We start from the raw sequence: 21,415 nt of genomic DNA on the forward strand, positions 1-21,415 counted from the left end.
AAACATCTCAGTAACAGATAAGGGCATTTAAAAACAGTGAGCGATAACGCGAACCAGCCAACCTTCCTCTTCCACGATTACGAAACCTTCGGCAAAAGCCCGGCGCTGGATCGCCCGGCGCAGTTCGCCGGCATCCGCACCGATATGGATTTCAATATCATCGGTGAACCGGAGGTTTTTTACTGCCAGCCTGCGGATGACTATCTGCCGCAGCCGGAGGCGGTGATGATCACCGGCATCACGCCGCAGCTGGCGCAGGCGCGCGGCGTCACTGAAGCGGAGTTCGCCCGGCGCATTCATGCCCTGTTCACCGTCGAAAACACCTGCGTGGTCGGCTATAACAACGTGCGCTTCGACGATGAGGTGACGCGCAATATTTTTTACCGCAATTTCTACGATCCCTACGCCTGGAGCTGGCAGAACGGCAACTCGCGCTGGGATCTGCTGGATGTGATGCGTGCCTGCTACGCGCTGCGTCCGGACGGTATCAACTGGCCGGAAAACGAAGACGGGCTGCCGAGCTTTAAGCTGGAGCTGCTGACGCAGGCCAACGGCGTGGAGCATAGCAATGCGCACGACGCGATGTCGGACGTTTACGCCACTATCGCCATGGCGAAGCTGGTGAAAGAAAAACAGCCGAAGCTGTTCGAGTTCCTGTTCCGGCACCGCACCAAACAGAAGATCAATACGCTGATCGATATCCCGCAGATGAAGCCGCTGGTGCATATCTCCGGCATGTTCGGCGCGCTAAAAGGCAACACCAGCTGGATCGCCCCGCTCGCCTGGCATCCGGAAAACCGCAACGCGCTGATTGTCTGCGACCTGGCGGAAGATATCAGCCCGCTGCTGGAGCTGGATGCCGATGCGCTGCGCGAAAGGCTCTATACGCCGCGTCAGGCGCTGGGCGATAGCGCGCCCGTGCCAATTAAGTTGGTTCACAGCAATAAATGTCCGGTGCTGGCGCCCGCCAATACGCTGCGTCCGGAAGATGCCGAACGGCTGGGCATCGATCGTCAGCGCTGCCTCGATAATCTGGCGCTGCTGCGTCAGCACGCTGAGGTGCGCGAAAAAGTGGTGGCGATCTATGCTGAAGCGGAGCCGTTTACCCCTGCAGACGATGTCGATGCCCAGATCTATAACGGCTTCTTCAGCGATGCCGATAAATCAGCGATGACCATTATTCAGAAAACCGCGCCCGCCAATCTGCCCGCGCTCGATCTCACTTTTAACGATGCGCGCATTGAGAAGCTGCTGTTCCGCTATCGCGCGCGCAACTACCCCGGCACGCTGGACGACAGCGAGCAGCAGCGCTGGCTGCAGCATCGCCGCGAGGTGTTGAACGGCGAACGCATCGAGGCGTTTCTGCTGGAGCTGGAGTCGCTGGCCAACCTGCACGATGGCGATAAAGAGAAGATGACGCAGCTGAAAGCGCTGTATGATTACGCGCGTCAGCTGGTCTCCTGATCCGGCGATCGCCGCCCGTAAAAAAGCCGCCCGATGGGCGGCTTTTTTATGCTGAACGAGCAGAGCCGTCAGAAGCGCAGCGAAGCGCCGATGTAAGGACCGTCAGCCAGCACGTTGTCTTTACGATCGCCTTTGTTGTTCAGCTCGGCGTATTTATAGCCAACGCGTACGTTCAACAGGGAGATCGGCGTAAAGCTCAGGCCAGCCGACGCTTCCTGATAGCTGTCGAGGTGATCGGTAAAGGCTTCCGGCGAGTAGTAATATTCGCCGTACAGGCCCAGCATTTTCGTCACCGGGAAGCTGATGCCCGCGCCAACCGCTGCGGCGAAGCCATCTTTACCATCTTCCGGATCGATCCACATCGCTTTGATGCCCGGGGTCAGGAAAACGGAACCCACTTCGACGTTATAACCCAGACGCAGACCAGAGACATCGCCATCGTGATCGCTGCGCATCCAGTTGCCGGACAGGCTCAGGCCAGGGGAGGTGGTGCCCAGTCCAACGTTCAGGTTGGTGTAATGTTCACCCACATCAACGCTGCCCTCGATAGCCTGCGCCGAACCTGCAGCCAACGCCAGCGCCAGACCGCCACTTACCACTACTTTTTTAAACATTGCCAACTCCATTCATTCAGGCAGTAATTGCTGGCCGAAGGGTAACGGAGCTGACCGTGAGATACAAGAGCAGCGGGCCGATAAGCGCGAAACAGCCGCCGGCGCGTCCTTCGCTACCGCACAGGATGCAGGCGATCCCTCCGGCTGAATAACAGGCGAAAAAAAGGCCAGACAGCTGTCTGGCCTTGATTGCCGTTTAACGCGTTAAATCAGAGCGATTCTTCGCTGTACTGCGGCACCGGATTACGGAAGCTGCGGGTGACGAAAGCCAGGTAGATGATACCGACCGCGGCCCAGATCAGGCCCAGCACCATTGAACTCTCTTCAAGGTTAACCCACAGCGCACCCACCGTCAGCGCGCCACACAGCGGCAGTACCAGGTAGTTGAAGTTGTCCTTCAGCGTATGGCGACGCTTCTCGCGGATCCAGAACTGCGAAATGACCGACAGGTTCACGAAGGTAAAGGCCACCAGCGCGCCGAAGTTGATCAGCGCCGTCGCCGTCACCAGGTCGAAGCGGATTGCCAGCAGCGCGATAGCGCCCACCAGCAGCACGTTCAGCGCCGGGGTACGCCATTTCGGATGCACGTAGCCGAAGAAGCGCTCCGGGAACACCCCGTCGCGGCCCATCACATACATCAAACGGCTCACGCCTGCATGAGCAGCCATTCCGGAGGCCAGCACCGTCACGCAGGAGAAAATCAGGATGCCGAACTGGAAGGTCTTACCCGCCACGTAGAGCATGATTTCCGGCTGCGAGGCGTCCGGATCCTTAAAGCGCGAGATATCCGGGAAATAGAGCTGCAGGAAGTAGGACACCACGATAAAGATGATGCCGCCAATCAGCGCCGTCAGGAAGATCGCTTTCGGGATCACACGCTCCGCGTCCTTGGTCTCTTCCGAGAGCGAACTGATGCCGTCGAAGCCAAGGAACGAGAAGCAGAGAATGGTCGCGCCGGTGATCATCGGCACCACGTGGGCGTTATCCGACCAGAACGGGCGGCTGCTGACCAGCGTGCCGGCGCCTTCGCCGTGCGCCACGCCGTAAATCACCATGCCCATCAGCACGATCATCACCGCCACCTGCAACACCACAATCAGGCTGTTGAAGTTGGCGACGGTTTTGATGCCGCGCAGGTTGGAAAGCGTCATAAAGCCGACCAGCATCACCACGAAAATCCATGAAGGGATATCGGGGATCAGCGCTTCAAAATAGATTTTCGCCAGCAGGATATTGATCATCGGCATAAACAGATAATCAAGCAGCGACGACCAGCCAACCATAAAGCCGACATGCGGGCTAATGGTTTTCTGCGCGTAGGTGTAAGCGGATCCCGCAGATGGGAAGCGGTGTACCAGCTTACCGTAGCTCAGCGCAGTAAACAGGATGGCGATCAGCGCGAAAGCATAGGCGGTGGCGACGTGACCGTCGGTCAGGCCTGAAACGATACCAAAGGTATCGAACAGCGTCATCGGCTGCATATAGGCGAGACCAATCATCACCACCGGCATTAAAGTCAGTGTTTTTTTCAGGTGGGTACGACGCGGCTGTGCGGCGTTGTTGACATTATGCGTCATGGTTAAGTCCCCCCATAGCGGCGGCCTGATGCGGGCGGACCACAGGGAAACTTCGCGTTAAGCGAGAGAGGTTCTTCAGAGGCGTGACGGAGGATGCAGGACCGAAGCCGGTTGCGCCATAATCATCGCGGAGTCGAATACCAGCGAACGCTGGTGAGAAGTTAACGAGTTGCCCCATCTTTTTTTCCTCAAAACCACACGGTAAACGTGTTCTGTGTGTGTATCTATCCGGCACGCAGGCCGGCCTCTTTAAAATTAGCCTGATTAAATGCAAAAAAATAACCGACGCGTAAGGCGCCGGTTATTTCCTATTTTGCAGGGCGCATATTCTGCACTACCTGGAGGGAGGATGACAAGATGTTGAGACCTTCGGTAACAATTTCTTTTTCTGCGGTGAGTGGGATCAAAAAACGAATCACGTTGGCCCGCACGCCGCAGGCGAGCAATACCAGCCCCTGACGCCCCGCTTCCTGCACCAGCGCCTGGGTCAGCGCCTTCGCCGGACGCTGCGCATCCCCCTCTTCCACCAGCTCCATGGCGATCATCGCGCCAACGTGCCGCACGTCGCCAATGCAGTCGAACTGCTCCGCCAGCTGTTGCAGAAAGGTCGCCACCTGCTCGCCCTGTTCCTGCGCGCGCCGGTTAAGCTGCTCGCGTTCGATAATCTCCAGCACCGCCAGCGCGGCGGCGATACTGACCGGCGAACCGGCATAGGTACCGCCAAGCCCGCCCGCCTGCGCCTTCTGCATCAGCGCGGCGCGTCCGACCACGGCCGAGAGCGGAAAACCGCCGGCCAGGCTTTTCGCCATGGTAATAATATCGGGTTCGACGCCGCTATGCTCGATGGCGAAGGTTTTGCCGGTGCGGCAGAAGCCGCTCTGGATCTCATCGGCGATCAGTACGATGCCGTGTTCATCGCAGATCTGGCGCAGCTGGCGCAAAAAGGTCGGCGGCGCAGCGTAAAAGCCGCCCTCGCCCTGCACCGGCTCGATAATGATCGCCGCCACGTCATCCGGCGAGACATCCGCCGCGAAGATACCCTGCAGCGCGCCTAACGCCTGACTTTCGCTGATGCCGGGATAGCTGACCGGATAAGGCGCATGGAAGATGCCGCCAGGAAACGGCCCGTACCCTTTTTTATAGGGCTGCACCTTGCCGGTCAGCGCCATTCCCAGCAGCGTGCGGCCGTGAAAGCCGCCGCGGAAGGCGATAACGCCGGAGCGCCCGGTGGCGATGCGCGCCACTTTAATCGCGTTTTCCACCGCCTCGGCGCCGGTGGTCATCAGCAGCGTCTGCGCCGGGCCGGCAATCGGCGCCAGCGCGTTCAGCTTCTCCGCCAGCGCGACATAGCTGCCGTAGGGCGTTACCTGAAAACAGGGGTGCGTAAAGCACTCCAGCTGCCCCTGCACCGCGCGCATCACCTCCGGGTGGTTGTGGCCGGTATTCAGTACCGCGATGCCAGAGGCGAAATCGATATAGCGCCGTCCTTCCACATCCCAGATTTCCGCATTGCGCGCTTTGGCAATATAGATCTGCAGCGCGTTGCCGACGCCCGGCGTCACTGCTGCCTCGCGCCGGGCCTGCCACTGTTGATTCGTTTGCATCCGCATCACCTCAGGCGTTTTTCAACATCCAGTCAATTTCCGTGGCGGTAATCAGCCGTTCAAACTGCATCAGCTCATGATGTTTGCAGCTATGCCAGACAAAACTGAAGCGCTCACCCAGCAAATCGCGCAGAGCGCGGCTTTGCGCGAACTGGCCTAACGCTTCGCTCTGGCGTACCGGCAGCGGCGTGCCCTCCGAGGTGTGGCCGTTGCCGGTGACCGGCGCCGGCAGCGTCAGCCCATTGTCCAGCCCGTGCAGGATCCCGGCGAAAATTGCCGCCATCACCAGCCAGGGGTTGGCGTCCGCGCCGGCGACGCGATATTCGATGCGGCGGTTATCGATATCGCCGCAGGGAATGCGCAGCGCCACGGTACGGTTGTTGTGGCCCCAGGAGGCCTGCAGCGGCACGTAGGATTCGGGCACAAAGCGGCGGTAGGCGTTGACGTTCGGCGCCAGCAGCGCCATCGAGGCGGGCATCAGATCGATCATGCCCGCCAGCGCGCGCTTCAGCAGCGGCGAATCGCTGCCGTCGTCGCAGGCGAAGGCGTTGTGATCGGCGGCATCCAGCATGCTGACATGCACATGCATACCGCTGCCGGCGTACTCCTCATAGGGTTTGGCCATAAAGGTGGCGGTCATGCCGTGGTTTTCCGCCACCTGACGCACCAGCCTTTTCAGCTGCAGCGCGTGATCGCAGGCGCTCAGCACATTGCGCGTGTGATGCAGATTGATTTCAAACTGGCCGGGCGAGGCTTCCGCCAGCGCGCCATCGGTGGGAATGCCCTGCAGCTTCGCCAGCCGGTCAATATCGCCCAGCACCTCGGCGAAGTGATCGAGGTTATCGACGGAATAGACCTGGCTCTGCATGCTGCGCTCATCGCTGCCGGGCGTACAGGGCGGCTGAATATAGCCTTCGGGATCGCGTTGTTTATCGACCAGATAGAACTCCAGCTCTACCGCTACCACCGGAAACAGTCCCCGGTTGCGCAAGCGCTGCCAGAGATTGTTCAGTACATTTCGGGGTTCAACGTCAAAGGGAGTGCCATCTTGATTGCGCATGGTTAACAGCAGCTGCGCGATATGGTCGGGATCGGAAGCGGCGGGAACCAGCGTGCCCTCGACGGGCGTGCAAATATTATCCGGTTCGCCTAACGCCTGGCCTAAGCCGGCCTGTTCGACGGTATTACCAAGAATATCCATGGCAAAAACCGATGCCGGGAAGTAACACCCTTTTTCCAGCCGGGCGAGGCTACTTACCGGAATACGTTTGCCGCGAAAAACACCGTTCAGATCGTTAAGAAGAATATCGACGTACTCTGTTTCAGGATGGCGTTCCAGATAGGTTTTTACCTCATTCTGGAACGCGCTGGTTCGCATCTCTTCACTGTGTCGCGTGAAGTCTTCCACTTCCACCAGGTTTGTCATGATCCCACCCGCCATTTACCGTTTATAAAGGTTGTGCGTATTGCTCAAAATAACGGCCACATCTAGAACATAGTCACAAGACAAAAAGTGTGCAAATGTTACAAAGCAGTTTGAATATTGAACAAAGCCTGACTAGATTGAAAATATATTGTACAAATCGGCGCGCCCGCTGCGTTTTTGTCAGAAATATTTGCCAGTTAAGCTAAGGGGCAGGATGGAAAGAATAATGGACAGGCCATTGATTGGCGTCTTGACATGCCGCACCGAGAAAGACGGCCATTCTGCTTTTGTGCTGCACCAGAAATACCTTGACGCCATTATGGATGCGGGCGGCGTTCCCGTCGCACTGCCGCACCGCCCCGATCTGGGCGACGCCATCGCCCGACGCACCCTGCCGCTGCTTGACGGGCTGCTGCTGCCCGGCAGCCCGAGCAATATCGAGCCCTGGCGCTATGCAGAAAGCGGCGAAGAGGCGCTAGCCGATCCGGGCCGCGACGCGCTGGCGCTGGCGCTGATCCGTCAGGCGCTACCGCTTCATATGCCGCTGCTGGCGATCTGCCGCGGCATGCAGGAGCTGGTGGTCGCCACCGGCGGCACGCTGCACCGCGCATTGCCCGCCGGAGCGATTCGCCATTACGCCGACGACGCCCGACCGTTAGCGGATCAGTATGCGCCGACCCACGCGATCCGGCTGACCGCCGGCGGACGTCTGTCGCAGCTGCTGCGCGGCGCCACCGCCATTGAAGTGAACTCGCTGCATAAACAGGGGGTGCGGCATCCCGGCCCGCTACTGCAGGTCGAGGCGACCGCACCGGACGGGGTGATCGAAGCGGTCGCGGTACCGGATCATCCGTTCGCCATCGGCGTGCAGTGGCACCCTGAATGGCGTTATCAACATGCTGAAGCCTCGACGCAGCTGTTCGGGGCTTTTATTCACGCCTGTCATCAATACCCCAAGGAAAAACGGCTATGAACGAAGCCACGCTGGCCCCGGGACGTCGGCTGTCACAGATCCGCCAGGAGTTAGGTTTATCGCAGCGACGCGTCGCCGAACTCGCCGGACTCACGCACAGCGCCATCAGCACCATTGAACAGGATAAGGTCAGCCCTGCCGTCAGTACGCTGCAGAAGCTGCTGAAGGTCTACGGGCTATCGCTGTCGGAATTCTTTTCGGAGACGTTGAAAAACAGCCCACCGAAAATTGTAATTGAGCCGCAGGAGCTGATTGATATCGGCAGCCAGGGGGTCTCGCTGAAGCTGATCCATAACGGCAATGCGAGCCATAATCTGGCGATGCTGCTGGAAACCTATGAGCCGGGCGCCACTACCGGCGAGAAAATCCGCCACCCTGGCGAAGAGACCGGCACGCTGCTGGAGGGCGAAATCACCCTGACCATCGGCGGCCAGAGTTATCGGCTGCAGGCGGGACAGAGCTACGTTATCGATACCGGCCTGCCGCACAGCTTCAGCAATACCTCGACGCGACCCTGTCGCATCGTCAGCGCCCATACGCCCGCCAGCTTCTGAGCCGCCAAGGAGACCCGCCGTGAATTATGTCGATAGCTATTACGCCGCAACGGCTAACCCGCATCAACCCTGGCCGCAGCTGGATGGCTCGGTGCAGTGCGACGTCTGCATTATCGGCGCGGGCTTTACCGGTCTCTCCTCGGCGCTGTTTCTGACCGAAGCGGGCTATGACGTCGTAGTACTGGAGGCAGCGCGCGTCGGTTACGGCGCCAGCGGGCGCAACGGCGGCCAGGTGGTTAACTCTTACAGCCGCGATATCGACGTTATCGAACAGCGCTACGGCGTTGACGCGGCGCGCATGCTCGGCAGCATGATGTTTGAAGGCGCGGACGTTATTCGCGATCGCATCGATCGTTACGCCATCGCCTGCGATTATCGTCCCGGCGGCATCTTCGCCGCGCTAAACGCACGCCAGATGCAGCATTTGCGCAGCCAGCAGCGGCTATGGGAGCGCTACGGCAACCAGCATCTGGAGTTGCTGGACGAGCGCGGCATCCGCCGCGAAATCGCCACCGAGCGCTACGTCGGCGGCCTGCTGGATCGTCGCGGCGGCCATCTCCACCCGCTGAATCTGGCGCTGGGTGAGGCGGAGGCGATACGGCGGCACGGTGGACGCCTCTATGAACAGTCGGCGGTAGAACAGGTGATCTACGGCACGCCGCACCGGATTAAAACCGCGCGCGGCGACGTCAGCGCCAGCTATGTGATTTTTGCCGGCAACGCCTATCTGGCGCCGGAGCTGGAGCCGCGTCTGAGCAGAAAGAGCATGCCCTGCGGATCGCAAATCGTCACCACCGAGCCGCTCAGCCAGGATCAGGCGCTGGCACTCCTGCCGGACAACTACTGCGTGGAGGATTGCAACTATCTGCTGGACTATTTCCGGCTGACTGCCGACAACCGCCTGCTCTACGGCGGCGGGGTGATCTACGGCGCGCGCGAGCCGCAGGATATCGCGGCACTGATCCGACCCAAGCTGTTAAAAACCTTTCCGCAGCTGCGCAACGTGAAGCTGAGTCACTGCTGGAGCGGCAACTTTTTGCTTACCCTTTCGCGTATGCCGCAGCTGGGACGGCTGGAGAAGCAGGCCTATTACATTCAGGGAGACAGCGGACACGGTGTCACCTTCACCCATCTGGCGGGCAAGCTGGTGGCGGAAGCGCTGCGCGGCGATGCCGAACGTTTTGACGCCTTCGCCAATCTGCCGCATATGCCTTTCCCCGGCGGCCGACGCTTTAAGGTACCGCTGACCGCCGTCGGCGCCGCCTGGTACGCGCTACGCGATCGGCTGGGCGTGTAGCTCTGTAGCAGGCAGGGCTATGCATCCCCTGCGCGCGGCCAGCGCACCGGCAGAGGCGCTGATGAGGGCAATCGACCGGGGAGAGATAAAGCGCGGCAGAGGCGCAGATAACTGCGCCGCGGGTTCTGACAATCCGCCGACGGCGAGGCGTAAAAAGCAGCGCCGTCGGCATGCGCCGGCTGACAGAGCAACCGTTCGCTGGCTATAACGGCTCAGCCCAGCGGCATGGTCGCCGGGTCGGGATAGCGGTATTCGAAGCCCAGCTCATCGCAGATTTTGCTGCCGTCCACCAGCTTGCCTTTTTCGCGCGCGGCGGGTGCGAAGGTCGGCGGCGTCAGCCCCAGCTGGCGCGCCACTGCCGGATAGAAATCCTGACGTGCCGGATGCGCTGGCGCGCAGAGGTTATAAGTGCGTCCGCCTTTTGGCGTTTGCAGCAGCAGCATCATCGCCTCGACCACATCATCCAGATGCACCAGGTTGACGCCATGTTCGCCGTCACGGACTTCCGTTTTGCCCGCCAGAAAGCGGCCCGGATGCCGTTTCGGCCCGACCAGCCCGGCCAGCCGTACAATATCCACGGAGGTGCCCGGCAGATCGTGCAGCCAGTTCTCCAGCTCCACCAGCGTTTTGCCCGCCACGGTAACCGGCTGCAGCGGACTTTGCTCTTTCACCACGCCGTTGCCGTCGCCGTACACCGACGTGGAGCTGGTGAAGATGATACGCGGCACGTTAAACGCCAGCGCGCTGTCGACCAGGTTTTGCACTGCGCGCACGTAGTTCTCGCCGCCCGCAACGGTACGGCTGGCGGGCAGCGTCACCACCAGCGCGTCGACCGCCAGCAGCGCCTCCAGCTCATCCGCATCGCACTCCAGCTCTGGCGTCAGGTTGAGCTGACAGCCTTCAATGCCGCACATGCGTGCCGCTTCGACGCCATCCGGCGTCGTCTTACTGCCGGTAACCTGCCAGCCGCGCGCCGTCAGCGCCATCGCCAACGGCATTCCCAGCCATCCCAGTCCTACAATCGCGACTTTTTTCATCTTTGCTCCTGACGCTTCAGTCTGTTTGCCTTTAAGGCTACGCCACGGCCCGCAGCGTGACAATCTTCGCCGAAAAAGAGATTCGCGCCGCAGACGAAAAAACGGTTGCCAACCGCCGTTATCTCCGCTAGGTTAATTGACAGGCAAATGAATATACATGCAGAGAATTTTATGACACGCGTTCAGTTCAACCATCATCACCACCATCACCCTGACTAGTCTTTCAGGCGATGTGTGCTGGAAGACATTCAGGATCTTCCAGTGGTGCAGAGCGCGTTAAGAGCCCCCGGAAGATCTTCTTCCGGGGGCTTTTTTTTGGCTGACTGCGACCGACAGGATAAATGACAAGAGGACTGGAGAGATGTTAGATAACACCCGTTTACGCATAGCTATGCAAAAATCTGGCCGTTTAAGCGATGAATCGCGCGAGCTTCTGGCGCGCTGCGGCATCAAAATCAACCTGCAACAGCAGCGCCTGATCGCCTTCGCTGAGAATATGCCCATCGATATTTTGCGCGTGCGTGACGACGATATTCCGGGCCTGGTGATGGACGGCGTGGTGGATCTCGGCATCGTCGGCGAAAACGTGCTGGAAGAGGAGCTGCTGACCCGCCGCGCGCAGGGCGAAGATCCGCGCTACTTTACTCTGCGCCGCCTCGATTTCGGCGGCTGCCGCCTGTCGCTGGCGATGCCAGTGGACGAAGAATATAGCGGCGTCCAGTGCCTGCAGGGCGCGCGCATCGCGACCTCCTATCCTCATCTGCTGAAGCAGTATCTTGATAAGCAAGGCGTCCCTTTCAAATCCTGTCTGCTGAACGGCTCGGTGGAAGTCGCGCCGCGCGCCGGCCTGGCCGACGCCATCTGTGATCTGGTCTCTACCGGCGCCACCCTCGAGGCCAACGGCCTGCGCGAAGTGGAAGTGATCTACCGCTCGAAAGCGGTATTGATTCAGCGCGACGGCGAACTGCCCGCGGCGAAACAGGAGCTGGTGGATAAACTGATGACGCGTATTCAGGGTGTGATCAAAGCGCGCGAATCGAAATACATCATGCTGCACGCGCCGAGCGAGCGTCTGGAAGAGGTGATTGCGCTGCTGCCGGGCGCCGAGCGTCCGACGGTGCTGCCGCTGGCGGGCGATCAGAGCCGCCTGGCAATGCACATGGTCAGCAGCGAAACCCTGTTCTGGGAAACGATGGAAAAACTGAAGGCGCTCGGCGCCAGTTCGATCCTGGTGCTGCCAATTGAGAAGATGATGGAGTAACGCCATGAGCCGCTTTGACACGCTTACCGACTGGCAGCAGTGCGACGAGGCGCAGCAGCAGGCGCTGCTGACCCGCCCGGCGATCTCCGCCTCGGATACCATTACCCAAACGGTGGCCGCCATTCTCGCCCGCGTCCGCACCGCGGGCGATGCCGCCCTGCGCGAATACAGCGCGGCGTTCGATAAAACCGAAGTGGATGCGTTGCGCGTCAGCCCGGCGCAGATCGCCGCCGCCGCGGCGCGGCTGGGGGAGGACGTTAAACAGGCGATGGCTACCGCCGTCGCCAATATCGAGACGTTTCACCGCGCCCAGCAGCTGCCCGCTGTCGATATCGAAACCCAGCCTGGCGTGCGCTGCCAGCAGGTGACCCGCCCGATCCGTTCGGTCGGCCTCTATATTCCCGGCGGCTCGGCCCCGCTCTTCTCGACGGTGTTGATGCTGGCGACGCCGGCGCGCATTGCCGGCTGTCAACGCGTGGCGCTCTGTTCGCCGCCGCCAATCGCCGATGAGATCCTTTACGCCGCGCAGCTCTGCGGCATCGACGAAGTGTTTCAGGTGGGCGGCGCGCAGGCAATCGCCGCGCTGGCCTTCGGTACCGAATCGGTGCCGAAAGTCGATAAAATTTTCGGCCCGGGCAACGCCTGGGTAACCGAGGCGAAGCGGCAGGTCAGCCAGTGTCTCGACGGCGCGGCAATCGATATGCCCGCCGGCCCGTCTGAAGTGCTGGTGATCGCCGATGAGGGCGCTACGCCCGCCTTTGTCGCCTCCGACCTGCTATCACAGGCGGAACACGGTCCCGATTCGCAGGTGATCCTGCTCACCCCGTCGCGTCGTCTGGCGCAGGCGGTCGCGGAAGCGGTAGAAACGCAGCTGGCCCAGCTGCCGCGCGCCGATACCGCGCGTCAGGCACTCGCCAGCAGCCGCCTGATCGTCGCGCGCGATTTGCAGCAGTGCGTGGAGATCTCCAACCGCTACGGGCCGGAGCATCTGATTATTCAGACGCGCCAGCCGCGCGAGCTGGTGGCGCAGATCACCAGCGCCGGCTCGGTGTTTCTCGGCGACTGGTCGCCGGAATCGGCGGGCGATTACGCCTCCGGTACCAACCATGTGCTGCCGACCTATGGCTACACGGCCACCTGCTCCAGCCTGGGACTGGCCGATTTCCAGAAGCGCATGACGGTGCAGGAGCTGACGCCGCAGGGCTTCCTTAATCTGGCGCCGACCATTGAGACGCTGGCCGCTGCAGAGCAGCTTATCGCCCACAAAAATGCCGTTACGCTGCGCGTCGCCGCGCTGAAGGAGCAAGCATGAGTGACACCATTACCCGACTGGCGCGCGCCAACGTGCAGGCGCTGACGCCTTATCAATCGGCGCGCCGCCTCGGCGGCAACGGCGATGTCTGGCTCAACGCCAACGAATATCCGCTGCCGGTGCCGTTCGAACTGTCGCAGCAGACGCTGAACCGCTATCCGGAGTGCCAGCCGAAACGGGTGATTGAACGCTACGCCGCCTACGCCGGGCTGGCGCCGGAGCAGGTGCTGGTTAGCCGCGGCGCGGACGAAGGCATCGAACTGCTGATGCGCGCCTTCTGCGAGCCGGGCCAGGACGCCATCCTGTACTGCCCGCCGACCTACGGCATGTACAGCGTCAGCGCCGAAACCATGGGTATCGCCTGTCGCACCGTGCCGGCGCTGGATAACTGGCAGCTGAACATGCCCGCCATCGCCGCCGCGCTGCCGGGCGTCAAGCTGGTCTATATGTGCAGCCCTAACAACCCGACCGGCAATCTGATCGACACAGACGATATCCGCCAACTGCTGGAGATGACGCGCGGCAAGGCGCTGGTGGTGGCCGATGAGGCCTATATCGAGTTTTGTCCGCAGGCGACGCTGGCGAACTGGATCGCGGAATATCCGCATCTGGTGGTACTGCGCACGCTCTCGAAAGCGTTCGCGCTGGCGGGGCTGCGCTGCGGCTTTACGCTGGCGAACCCAAAGGTGATTGAACTGCTGCTAAAAGTGATTGCACCCTACCCGCTGTCAACGCCGGTGGCGGATATCGCCGCCCAGGCGCTGAGCGCGGACGGCATCGCCCTGATGCGCAGCCATGTGGTAGAGCTGAACGCCAACCGCAGCTGGCTGGCGACGGCGCTGGCGGCGCTGCCCTGCGTCAGGCAGGTGTTCCCCAGCGAGACCAACTATATCCTGGCGCGCTTCAACGATGCGCCGCGGGTATTTAAAACCCTGTGGGACCAGGGCATTATCCTGCGTGACCAGAACAAAAACCCGGGTCTTGCCGGATGCCTGCGCATTTCCATCGGCACCCGAAACGAGTGCGAGCGCCTGATCGCCGCACTGCAAACCCTGCCCGGCACCGTGGAGCAAGCATGAGCCAGAAAACCCTTTTTATCGATCGCGACGGCACCCTTATTAGCGAGCCGCCGCAGGATTTCCAGGTCGACCGCATGGAGAAGCTGGCATTTGAGCCGGACGTCATCCCGGCGCTGCTGGCGCTGCAGAAGGCGGGCTTCCAGCTGGTAATGATCACCAACCAGGACGGCCTCGGCACCGACAGTTTTCCGCAGGCCGATTTTGATGGCCCGCATCATCTGATGATGCAGATCCTCACCTCGCAGGGCGTACGCTTCGAAGCGGTGCTGATCTGTCCGCACCTGCCGGCGGACGCGTGCGACTGCCGCAAACCGAAAACCAAACTGGTGGAAGCCTGGCTGGCGGAAGGCGCGCTGGATAAGGCTAACAGCTATGTGATCGGCGATCGCGCCACCGATATTGAACTGGCGCAGAACATGGGCATTCAGGGGCTGCGCTACAGCCAGGATGGCCTGGACTGGAACGCCATCAGTCAGAAGCTGACGCAGCGCGACCGCTATGCGAAGGTGAACCGCAACACCAAAGAGACGCAAATCGAAATCGAGGTGTGGCTGGATCGTGAAGGCGGCAGCAAAATCAACACCGGCGTCGGTTTCTTTGACCATATGCTGGATCAGATTGCCACGCACGGCGGTCTGCGCATGAACGTCGAGGTGAAAGGCGATCTTTATATCGACGATCACCACACGGTGGAAGATACCGGCCTCGCGCTGGGCGAAGCGCTGCTGAAGGCGCTGGGTGATAAGCGCGGTATCGGCCGCTTCGGCTTTGTGCTGCCGATGGACGAATGTCTGGCGCGCTGCGCGCTCGATATCTCCGGCCGCCCGCATCTGGAGTTTAAGGCGGAGTTCAACTACCAGCGCGTAGGCGATCTCAGCACCGAGATGGTGGAGCATTTCTTCCGCTCGCTCTCCTATTCGATGGCCAGCACGCTGCACCTGAAAACCAAAGGCAAAAACGACCATCACCGTGTGGAAAGCCTGTTTAAAGCCTTCGGCCGTACCCTGCGCCAGGCGATTCGCGTGGAAGGCAATACCCTGCCGAGTTCCAAAGGAGTGCTGTAATGAACGTGGTGATCCTTGATACCGGCTGCGCCAACCTCTCGTCGGTCAAGTCCGCTATTCAGCGCCTCGGCTATACGCCGCAGGTCAGCCGCGACGCCGATATCGTGCTGAAGGCGGACAAACTCTTTCTGCCCGGCGTCGGCACCGCGCAGGCGGCGATGGACCAGCTGGAAGCACGCGAGCTGATTGAGCTGGTGAAAGCCTGCACCCAGCCGACGCTCGGCATTTGTCTTGGCATGCAACTGCTCGGCAGCATGAGCGATGAAAGCGGCGGTGTAAAAACCCTGGGCATTATCGATCAGCCGGTTTTACAGATGAAGGACAGCGGCCTGCCGCTGCCCCATATGGGCTGGAACCGCGTTACGCCGCAGGCGGGGCACCACCTGTTTCGCGGCATCGAGGAGGAGAGCTGGTTCTATTTCGTCCACAGCTACGCGATGCCGGTTAACGCCTGCACCATCGCCCAGTGCCTCTACGGCGAGCCTTTTACCGCCGCGGTGCAGAAGGATAACTTCTACGGCGTTCAGTTCCACCCTGAGCGCTCCGGCAAAGCGGGCGCGCAGCTGCTGAAAAACTTCCTGGAGATGTAACGGATGATTATCCCGGCGTTGGATTTAATTGATGGAAAAGTGGTGCGTCTGCATCAGGGAGATTATGGCCAGCAGCGCGACTACGGCAGCGACCCGCTACCGCGCCTGCAGGATTATCAGCGTCAGGGCGCGCAGCTGCTGCACCTGGTCGATTTGACCGGGGCGAAGGATCCGGCGGCGCGTCAGCTTACGCTGTTGAAAACCCTGCTGGCAGGTGTGGAAGTACCGGTACAGGTCGGCGGCGGCATTCGCAGCCGCGATGATGTCGCCGCGCTGCTGGAGGCGGGCGCCGCGCGCGTGGTGGTCGGTTCGACGGCGGTTAAACAGCCGGAAGCGGTGCAGCGCTGGTTCAGCGAATTTGGCCCGGAAGCGATCGTGCTGGCGCTGGATGTGCGTATCGACGCGGATAATCGCAAAGAGGTGGCGATCAGCGGCTGGCAGGAAGCGGCAGGCGTCACGCTGGAGCAGGTGATCGAGCAGTATCTGCCCTACGGCCTGAAGCATGTTCTCTGCACGGATATCTCACGCGACGGCACGCTGAGCGGTTCTAACGTGGCGCTCTATCAGGAAGTCTCCGCGCGCTTTCCGCAGGTGGCGTTTCAGTCCTCCGGCGGCATTGGCGCACTGACGGATATCGCTGCCCTGCGCCACAGCGGCGCGCAGGGCGTGATCGTCGGACGCGCCCTGCTGGAAGATAAATTTACGGTTTCGGAGGCGATTTCATGCTGGCAAAACGGATAATTCCCTGTCTCGATGTGCGCGACGGGCAGGTGGTGAAAGGGGTGCAGTTCCGCAACCATGAGATCATCGGCGATATTGTGCCGCTGGCGCAGCGCTACGCCGCCGAGGGCGCCGACGAGCTGGTCTTTTATGATATTACCGCTTCCAGCGACGGGCGCGTGGTGGATAAAAGCTGGGTGGCGCGGGTAGCGGAAGTGATCGATATCCCCTTCTGCGTGGCCGGCGGCATCAAAAGCGCTGACGAGGCGGCGCAGATCCTCTCTTTCGGCGCGGATAAAATTTCCATCAACTCGCCGGCGCTGGCCGATCCGGCGCTGATCACCCGTCTGGCCGATCGCTTCGGCGTTCAGTGCATTGTGGTGGGCATCGATACCTGGTTCGACGAACAGAGCGGCCGCTATCAGGTAAATCAGTATACCGGCGATGAGGCGCGTACCCGAATTACCCAGTGGGAAACCCTCGACTGGGTGCAGGAAGTGCAAAAACGCGGCGCCGGCGAAATCGTGCTGAATATGATGAACCAGGATGGCGTACGTAACGGTTATGACCTGATTCAGCTGCAGCGCGTGCGTGAGGTGTGCAAAGTACCGCTTATCGCCTCCGGCGGCGCCGGCACCATGGCGCATTTCCTGGACGCCTTCCGCATCGCCAACGTCGACGGCGCGCTGGCTGCGTCGGTATTCCATAAGCAGATCATTAATATCGGTGAACTGAAACGGTTCCTGATCGAACACGATGTGGAGATTCGCCCGTGCTAACAGAACAGCAGCTTTCCCAACTGGATTGGGAGAAAACCGACGGCATGATGCCGGCTATCGTGCAACACAGCGTATCGGGCGAAGTCCTGATGCACGGCTATATGAACCAGGAGGCGCTGGCGAAGACGCTGAGCGCAGGCAAAGTCACCTTCTGGTCGCGCACCAAAGCGCGACTCTGGACCAAAGGCGAAACGTCCGGCCATTTCCTTAACGTGGTCAGCATTACGCCCGACTGCGATAACGATACGCTGCTGGTGCTGGCGCAGCCGATCGGCCCGACCTGCCATCTCGGCACTTCCAGCTGCTTCTCGCCCGCCGCTACAGAGTGGACCTTCCTCTGGCAGCTGGAACAGCTGCTGGCGGCGCGCAAGCAGGCCGATCCCGATAGCTCCTACACCGCGAAGCTCTACGCCAGCGGCACCAAGCGCATCGCGCAGAAGGTTGGCGAAGAAGGCGTGGAGACCGCGCTGGCGGCGACGGTTAACGATCGCCATGAGCTGACCAATGAAGCTTCCGACCTGCTCTATCACCTGATGGTGCTGCTGCAGGACCAGGATCTCGACCTGAGCGCGATCATTAATAATCTGCGCGCGCGCCATAAGGCGTGACGGCCAGGGCGCCGCGCGGTAACCGCGGCGCCCTGCTTTCTGTCAGCCCCCCTTTGCATTCCGCCTTCAGACGGCCGACTTATCACCTTCCGGCGGATAAGCGCTGTTCCCCGCTACCCAGGCCGCCGGCCGCTTCCTGTTTCCCTCATCCTGCTCTCTTTTAAGCTCCGGACCATCATTTTTGCTACAGTAGCGCGGGTAGAAACAGGGAGAAACCAGCCATATGAACAGTACCTTTCATCAGCTCATCACCTTGCTGGATAAGCACCAGGCGCGCTACCGTTTGATCGAACATGCCCCGGAAGGAAAATGCGCGGCCGTGGCGCAGCTGCGCGGCACGCATCCGGCACAGGGCGCGAAAGCGCTGGTCTGCCATGTCAAGGGCAACGGCATCAAACAGTATGTGCTGGCCGTGCTGCCGGCCGACTGTCAGGCCGATCTGACGCAGGTTGCTTCCGCCGTTGGCGGCACGCGCGCCTCACTGGCCAGCCCGGCTGAAGTGGCCAGACTGACCGGCTGTGTGTTCGGCGCGATTCCGCCCTTCAGCTTTCATCCTGCGTTGAAACTTATTGTCGATCCCCTGCTGTTTGCGCGTTTCGAGGAGATCGCATTTAACGCGGGCCGGCTGGATCGTTCGGTTATTCTGAACCGGGAGGATTACCGTTCTCTGGCGGGGGCGATGCCGGCGTCGTTCAGGTGTGCGGATGCCGCCGGTTTGCTGCAGCCATAAAAAAACCCGGCGCTGGCCGGGTTTTCTTTCTTCAGGTTAATCAAGCCTGAGGATACAGGTGAATCAAGCCTGAGGATACAGGTGAATCAAGCCTGCTTGCGCTGCCGCCAGGAAGCGGCCATATTGCGTCCCAGCACAATCGCTGAACCCACCACGCCGCCCAGCAGCACTGCCAGGACCAGCGTCAGGCCTTTTTTCGGACTGTCACGGCGGATAGGCAGGTCCGGCTGCATGATATAGCGGAAGGACTGCAGGTTATCGACCTGGATTTTCAGATCCTTGATCAGGCGCAGCGCGCGCTGAGTCGCATAGTAGCTGTCATCCAGCGGCAGCGGACGGGTCGCTTCATTGGCGATGGCCGCATTCAGCGCTTTAGTGCCCAGCAGGTAGAGGGTGTCATCAGACATAAACTCCGCCTGAGTCAGCTGGGAAGTCACGATGCCCGAGCCTTCCGCCACTTTTAACGCCTGCTTCAGCTGCTCAATACGCTGCTCTTTTTTATCCTGCGCGACCTTTAGCTGTGAAGTCAGCGAGTCGCTCAGCTCGCGCAGCTTTACTTCCATATTACGTTTAATATCGGCGCCGTAATCGTCGACGACGTCGTCGTTAACCACTTTAATAAAGTGCGTAACCTGCGCCTGCGCCTCTTTTGCCGTCTCTGCGGTAAATGTCACGCTTAACGGCTCAGCCTGCCCCGCGGTAACCGGCGCGACTTTTAAATTCAGCGGTGCTTCCAGATTCTGTAGCGAACCTGATAAAGCGTAGAGTGACGCGCTAAAGCGATTGAACAGCTGGCGCTGCAGATCGGCCACGCCCGGCTTATCCTGCGGATACTGCGAGTAAAGGACATTTAGCGCGGCATTATAGTTAGCTACCTGTCCCGCGCTGGGCTGGGTCAAAATTGCTTCTGAAGTCCACTTTTCTTTGGCAAAGAACAGATAAATCACGGCCAGCAGCAAAAAAGCAATGGCGGCTGCAATGATCGTTTTTTTACCGTTCCACAGCTGCGCTACCACATCCAGCAGGTCAAGCTCATCATCGTTGTTATAAAAGGTCTGACGAAGTAAAGACTGATCCGTAGTTGTTTTACTTTCTTGGTTCATGGTTCTGGTACGCCCAACTGATTAATTGAAAAGCGGAATAATAAACGCCAGGGAGAAAACAATAGCAAAAGGAAGGGTAAAGCGTTATCTGAAATCAATAAAAAACCTCCCGAGGGGAGGTTTTTTAGTCAGGACGGGATCAGTCCAGCCACTCGGTGTGGAAGACGCCCTCTTTATCGGTGCGTTTATAGGTGTGCGCGCCGAAATAGTCACGCTGTGCCTGGATCAGGTTTGCCGGCAGTACCGCGGAACGGTAGCTGTCATAGTAGGCGATAGCTGCGGAGAAAGTCGGGGTCGGGATGCCGTTCTGTACGGCATAGGCCACGACGTCACGCAGCGCCTGCTGATATTCATCGGCGATATTTTTAAAGTAAGGCGCCAGCAGCAGGTTAGCGATATCCGGCGTCTCTTTATAAGCGTCGGTGATTTTCTGCAGGAACTGCGCGCGAATGATGCAGCCGGCGCGGAAAATCTTGGCGATTTCGCCGTAGTTCAGGTTCCAGCTATTCTCATCGGAAGCCGCTTTCAGCTGCGAGAAGCCCTGCGCATAGGAAACGATTTTGCCCAGGTAAAGCGCGCGACGCACTTTCTCGATAAATTCAGCTTTATCGCCGTTAAACGCCTGCGCAGTCGGGCCGCTCAGCACTTTGGAAGCGGCAACGCGCTGCGACTTCAGGGAAGAGAGGTAACGCGCGAAGACAGATTCGGTGATCAGCGACAGCGGCTCGCCCAGATCCAGTGAACTCTGGCTGGTCCATTTACCGGTGCCTTTGTTTGCCGCTTCATCAAGGATGACGTCAACCAGGTAGTTGCCCTCTTCATCTTTCTTGGTGAAGATATCTTTGGTGATATCGATCAGGTAGCTGCTCAGCTCGCCTTCATTCCACTCGCTGAAGGTTTTCGCCAGCTCGTCGTTGCTCAGGCCCAGCGCGTTTTTCAGCAAGGAGTAAGCTTCTGCGATCAGCTGCATATCGCCATATTCGATACCGTTATGCACCATCTTCACATAGTGACCGGCGCCGTCCGGGCCGATGTAGGTAACGCAAGGCTCGCCTTCGGCGCGCGCCGCGATTTTGTCCAGGATCGGCGCAACCAGCTCATAAGCTTCTTTCTGACCGCCAGGCATAATAGAAGGCCCTTTCAGCGCGCCCTCTTCACCACCGGAGACGCCGGTGCCGATAAAGTTAAAGCCTTGCTCAGAAAGTTCTTTGTTGCGGCGAATAGTGTCTTTATAGAAGGTGTTGCCGCCATCAATCAGGATGTCGCCCTTGTCCAGGTGCGGCGTCAAAGAGGCGATAGTTTTATCAGTGGCTTCACCTGCCTGCACCATCAGCAGGATACGGCGCGGTTTTTCCAGCGAGTCGACAAACTCTTCAATGCTGTAGTAAGGCGCGAGTTTTTTGCCCGGGTTTTCGGCGATAACTTCATCGGTTTTTTCGCGTGAACGGTTGAAAACGGATACGGTATAGCCGCGGCTCTCGATGTTAAGTGCCAGGTTGCGGCCCATTACCGCCATACCTACAACGCCGATCTGTTGCTTGGACATTATCTACTCCTGTTTAATGATGGTACATAGCAATTAATTAGCTACTTATGTATACCATTGATATTAACGCAGCACTA

21 protein-coding genes and 1 other annotated feature are annotated in these 21,415 nt (G+C 59.8%); of the genes, 14 read left to right on the forward strand and 7 right to left on the reverse strand.

Annotation, left to right across the window (positions count from 1 at the left end):
• Positions 1–36 precede the first annotated feature (36 nt).
• Positions 37–1,464: an exodeoxyribonuclease I gene (sbcB, locus tag C2E15_RS13315; RefSeq protein WP_104957794.1), complete on the forward strand. Its 1,428-nt coding sequence runs from the start codon at positions 37–39 to the stop codon at positions 1,462–1,464.
• 68 nt (positions 1,465–1,532) lie between these two features.
• Here the strand turns inward: sbcB and C2E15_RS13320 are convergent, their stop codons facing one another.
• From C2E15_RS13320 to C2E15_RS13340, 4 genes are all read right to left on the reverse strand, one after another.
• On the reverse strand, positions 1,533–2,078 hold the full coding sequence (locus tag C2E15_RS13320; RefSeq protein ID WP_104957795.1) for a YfaZ family outer membrane protein: 546 nt from the start codon (positions 2,076–2,078) through the stop codon (positions 1,533–1,535).
• A gap of 209 nt (positions 2,079–2,287) precedes the next feature.
• Complete coding sequence (locus tag C2E15_RS13325) at positions 2,288–3,655, reverse strand: APC family permease (RefSeq protein ID WP_104957796.1); 1,368 nt, start codon at positions 3,653–3,655, stop codon at positions 2,288–2,290.
• Between the two features lie 308 nt (positions 3,656–3,963).
• Entirely contained in the window at positions 3,964–5,259 is a 1,296-nt protein-coding gene (gabT, locus tag C2E15_RS13335) for a 4-aminobutyrate--2-oxoglutarate transaminase (RefSeq protein WP_104957798.1), read from the reverse strand.
• 10 nt (positions 5,260–5,269) lie between these two features.
• Complete coding sequence (locus C2E15_RS13340) at positions 5,270–6,685, reverse strand: glutamine synthetase family protein (protein ID WP_104957799.1); 1,416 nt, start codon at positions 6,683–6,685, stop codon at positions 5,270–5,272.
• A 214-nt stretch (positions 6,686–6,899) separates the two neighbouring features.
• On the opposite strand from C2E15_RS13340, the gene puuD reads away from it, so the two are divergent.
• From puuD to C2E15_RS13355, 3 genes are read left to right on the forward strand one after another with little or no spacing between them, the layout of a single operon-like run.
• Positions 6,900–7,658 (forward strand): gamma-glutamyl-gamma-aminobutyrate hydrolase, encoded by a 759-nt coding sequence (gene puuD, locus C2E15_RS13345; protein ID WP_104957800.1) that lies wholly within the window; start codon positions 6,900–6,902, stop codon positions 7,656–7,658.
• Positions 7,655–8,212 carry an HTH-type transcriptional regulator PuuR gene (gene puuR, locus C2E15_RS13350; protein ID WP_104957801.1) on the forward strand — a complete coding sequence of 186 codons (558 nt, stop codon included), beginning with the start codon at positions 7,655–7,657 and terminating at the stop codon, positions 8,210–8,212. The genes puuD and puuR overlap by 4 nt, the downstream gene beginning before the upstream one ends.
• 19 nt (positions 8,213–8,231) lie before the next feature.
• Positions 8,232–9,509 (forward strand): NAD(P)/FAD-dependent oxidoreductase, encoded by a 1,278-nt coding sequence (locus tag C2E15_RS13355; RefSeq protein WP_104957802.1) that lies wholly within the window; start codon positions 8,232–8,234, stop codon positions 9,507–9,509.
• A gap of 212 nt (positions 9,510–9,721) precedes the next feature.
• On the opposite strand, the gene C2E15_RS13360 is transcribed toward C2E15_RS13355, so the two are convergent.
• Complete coding sequence (locus C2E15_RS13360) at positions 9,722–10,546, reverse strand: SDR family oxidoreductase (RefSeq protein ID WP_104957803.1); 825 nt, start codon at positions 10,544–10,546, stop codon at positions 9,722–9,724.
• 171 nt (positions 10,547–10,717) lie between these two features.
• Between C2E15_RS13360 and hisL the strand changes: the two genes are divergently transcribed.
• From hisL to C2E15_RS13410, 10 genes are all read left to right on the forward strand, one after another.
• Positions 10,718–10,765, forward strand: coding sequence for a his operon leader peptide (gene hisL / locus C2E15_RS13365; RefSeq protein WP_100396937.1), 48 nt, complete (start codon positions 10,718–10,720; stop codon positions 10,763–10,765).
• Positions 10,741–10,862 (forward strand) — a sequence feature (His leader region). (Overlaps the previous gene by 25 nt.)
• A 45-nt stretch (positions 10,863–10,907) precedes the next feature.
• Positions 10,908–11,807, forward strand: a complete 900-nt coding sequence (hisG, locus tag C2E15_RS13370) for an ATP phosphoribosyltransferase (protein WP_104957804.1) — start codon at positions 10,908–10,910, stop codon at positions 11,805–11,807.
• 4 nt (positions 11,808–11,811) lie between these two features.
• Complete coding sequence (hisD, locus tag C2E15_RS13375) at positions 11,812–13,119, forward strand: histidinol dehydrogenase (protein WP_104957805.1); 1,308 nt, start codon at positions 11,812–11,814, stop codon at positions 13,117–13,119.
• Positions 13,116–14,198, forward strand: coding sequence for a histidinol-phosphate transaminase (gene hisC / locus C2E15_RS13380; RefSeq protein WP_104957806.1), 1,083 nt, complete (start codon positions 13,116–13,118; stop codon positions 14,196–14,198). Before hisD ends, hisC begins: the two co-directional genes overlap by 4 nt.
• Positions 14,195–15,262 (forward strand): bifunctional histidinol-phosphatase/imidazoleglycerol-phosphate dehydratase HisB, encoded by a 1,068-nt coding sequence (hisB, locus tag C2E15_RS13385; RefSeq protein WP_104957807.1) that lies wholly within the window; start codon positions 14,195–14,197, stop codon positions 15,260–15,262. The genes hisC and hisB overlap by 4 nt, the downstream gene beginning before the upstream one ends.
• Positions 15,262–15,852, forward strand: a complete 591-nt coding sequence (hisH, locus tag C2E15_RS13390) for an imidazole glycerol phosphate synthase subunit HisH (protein WP_104957808.1) — start codon at positions 15,262–15,264, stop codon at positions 15,850–15,852. The genes hisB and hisH overlap by 1 nt, the downstream gene beginning before the upstream one ends.
• A 3-nt stretch (positions 15,853–15,855) precedes the next feature.
• The gene (hisA, locus tag C2E15_RS13395) at positions 15,856–16,593 is read left to right on the forward strand and encodes a 1-(5-phosphoribosyl)-5-[(5-phosphoribosylamino)methylideneamino]imidazole-4-carboxamide isomerase (RefSeq protein ID WP_104957809.1); all 738 of its coding nucleotides are present in this window, start codon (positions 15,856–15,858) and stop codon (positions 16,591–16,593) included.
• A complete protein-coding gene (gene hisF / locus C2E15_RS13400; RefSeq protein WP_104957810.1) occupies positions 16,575–17,351 on the forward strand; it encodes an imidazole glycerol phosphate synthase subunit HisF in 777 nt (258 codons plus the stop codon). The genes hisA and hisF overlap by 19 nt, the downstream gene beginning before the upstream one ends.
• Positions 17,345–17,959: a bifunctional phosphoribosyl-AMP cyclohydrolase/phosphoribosyl-ATP diphosphatase HisIE gene (hisIE, locus tag C2E15_RS13405; protein ID WP_104957811.1), complete on the forward strand. Its 615-nt coding sequence runs from the start codon at positions 17,345–17,347 to the stop codon at positions 17,957–17,959. The genes hisF and hisIE overlap by 7 nt, the downstream gene beginning before the upstream one ends.
• A 223-nt stretch (positions 17,960–18,182) precedes the next feature.
• Positions 18,183–18,689, forward strand: coding sequence for a YbaK/prolyl-tRNA synthetase associated domain-containing protein (locus C2E15_RS13410; RefSeq protein WP_104957812.1), 507 nt, complete (start codon positions 18,183–18,185; stop codon positions 18,687–18,689).
• Positions 18,690–18,775: 86 nt separating this feature from the next.
• Here C2E15_RS13410 and wzzB read toward each other — a convergent pair whose 3' ends face one another.
• A complete protein-coding gene (wzzB, locus tag C2E15_RS13415; protein WP_104957813.1) occupies positions 18,776–19,792 on the reverse strand; it encodes an LPS O-antigen chain length determinant protein WzzB in 1,017 nt (338 codons plus the stop codon).
• A gap of 139 nt (positions 19,793–19,931) precedes the next feature.
• Positions 19,932–21,338, reverse strand: coding sequence for an NADP-dependent phosphogluconate dehydrogenase (gene gndA / locus C2E15_RS13420; RefSeq protein ID WP_104957814.1), 1,407 nt, complete (start codon positions 21,336–21,338; stop codon positions 19,932–19,934).
• Positions 21,339–21,415 lie beyond the last annotated feature (77 nt).

This window comes from Mixta gaviniae, assembly GCF_002953195.1.
Lineage (GTDB): Bacteria > Pseudomonadota > Gammaproteobacteria > Enterobacterales > Enterobacteriaceae > Mixta > Mixta gaviniae.

Coding starts and splice junctions, on each gene's coding strand:
- C2E15_RS13320 (WP_104957795.1), bottom strand. CDS start 2,078: ATGTTTAAAAAAGTAGTGGTAAGTGGCGGTCTGGCGCTGGCGTTGGCT.
- C2E15_RS13325 (WP_104957796.1), bottom strand. CDS start 3,655: ATGACGCATAATGTCAACAACGCCGCACAGCCGCGTCGTACCCACCTG.
- gabT (WP_104957798.1), bottom strand. CDS start 5,259: ATGCAAACGAATCAACAGTGGCAGGCCCGGCGCGAGGCAGCAGTGACG.
- C2E15_RS13340 (WP_104957799.1), bottom strand. CDS start 6,685: ATGACAAACCTGGTGGAAGTGGAAGACTTCACGCGACACAGTGAAGAG.
- puuD (WP_104957800.1), top strand. CDS start 6,900: ATGGAAAGAATAATGGACAGGCCATTGATTGGCGTCTTGACATGCCGC.
- puuR (WP_104957801.1), top strand. CDS start 7,655: ATGAACGAAGCCACGCTGGCCCCGGGACGTCGGCTGTCACAGATCCGC.
- C2E15_RS13360 (WP_104957803.1), bottom strand. CDS start 10,546: ATGAAAAAAGTCGCGATTGTAGGACTGGGATGGCTGGGAATGCCGTTG.
- hisG (WP_104957804.1), top strand. CDS start 10,908: ATGTTAGATAACACCCGTTTACGCATAGCTATGCAAAAATCTGGCCGT.
- hisD (WP_104957805.1), top strand. CDS start 11,812: ATGAGCCGCTTTGACACGCTTACCGACTGGCAGCAGTGCGACGAGGCG.
- hisC (WP_104957806.1), top strand. CDS start 13,116: ATGAGTGACACCATTACCCGACTGGCGCGCGCCAACGTGCAGGCGCTG.
- hisB (WP_104957807.1), top strand. CDS start 14,195: ATGAGCCAGAAAACCCTTTTTATCGATCGCGACGGCACCCTTATTAGC.
- hisH (WP_104957808.1), top strand. CDS start 15,262: ATGAACGTGGTGATCCTTGATACCGGCTGCGCCAACCTCTCGTCGGTC.
- hisA (WP_104957809.1), top strand. CDS start 15,856: ATGATTATCCCGGCGTTGGATTTAATTGATGGAAAAGTGGTGCGTCTG.
- hisF (WP_104957810.1), top strand. CDS start 16,575: ATGCTGGCAAAACGGATAATTCCCTGTCTCGATGTGCGCGACGGGCAG.
- C2E15_RS13410 (WP_104957812.1), top strand. CDS start 18,183: ATGAACAGTACCTTTCATCAGCTCATCACCTTGCTGGATAAGCACCAG.
- wzzB (WP_104957813.1), bottom strand. CDS start 19,792: ATGAACCAAGAAAGTAAAACAACTACGGATCAGTCTTTACTTCGTCAG.
- gndA (WP_104957814.1), bottom strand. CDS start 21,338: ATGTCCAAGCAACAGATCGGCGTTGTAGGTATGGCGGTAATGGGCCGC.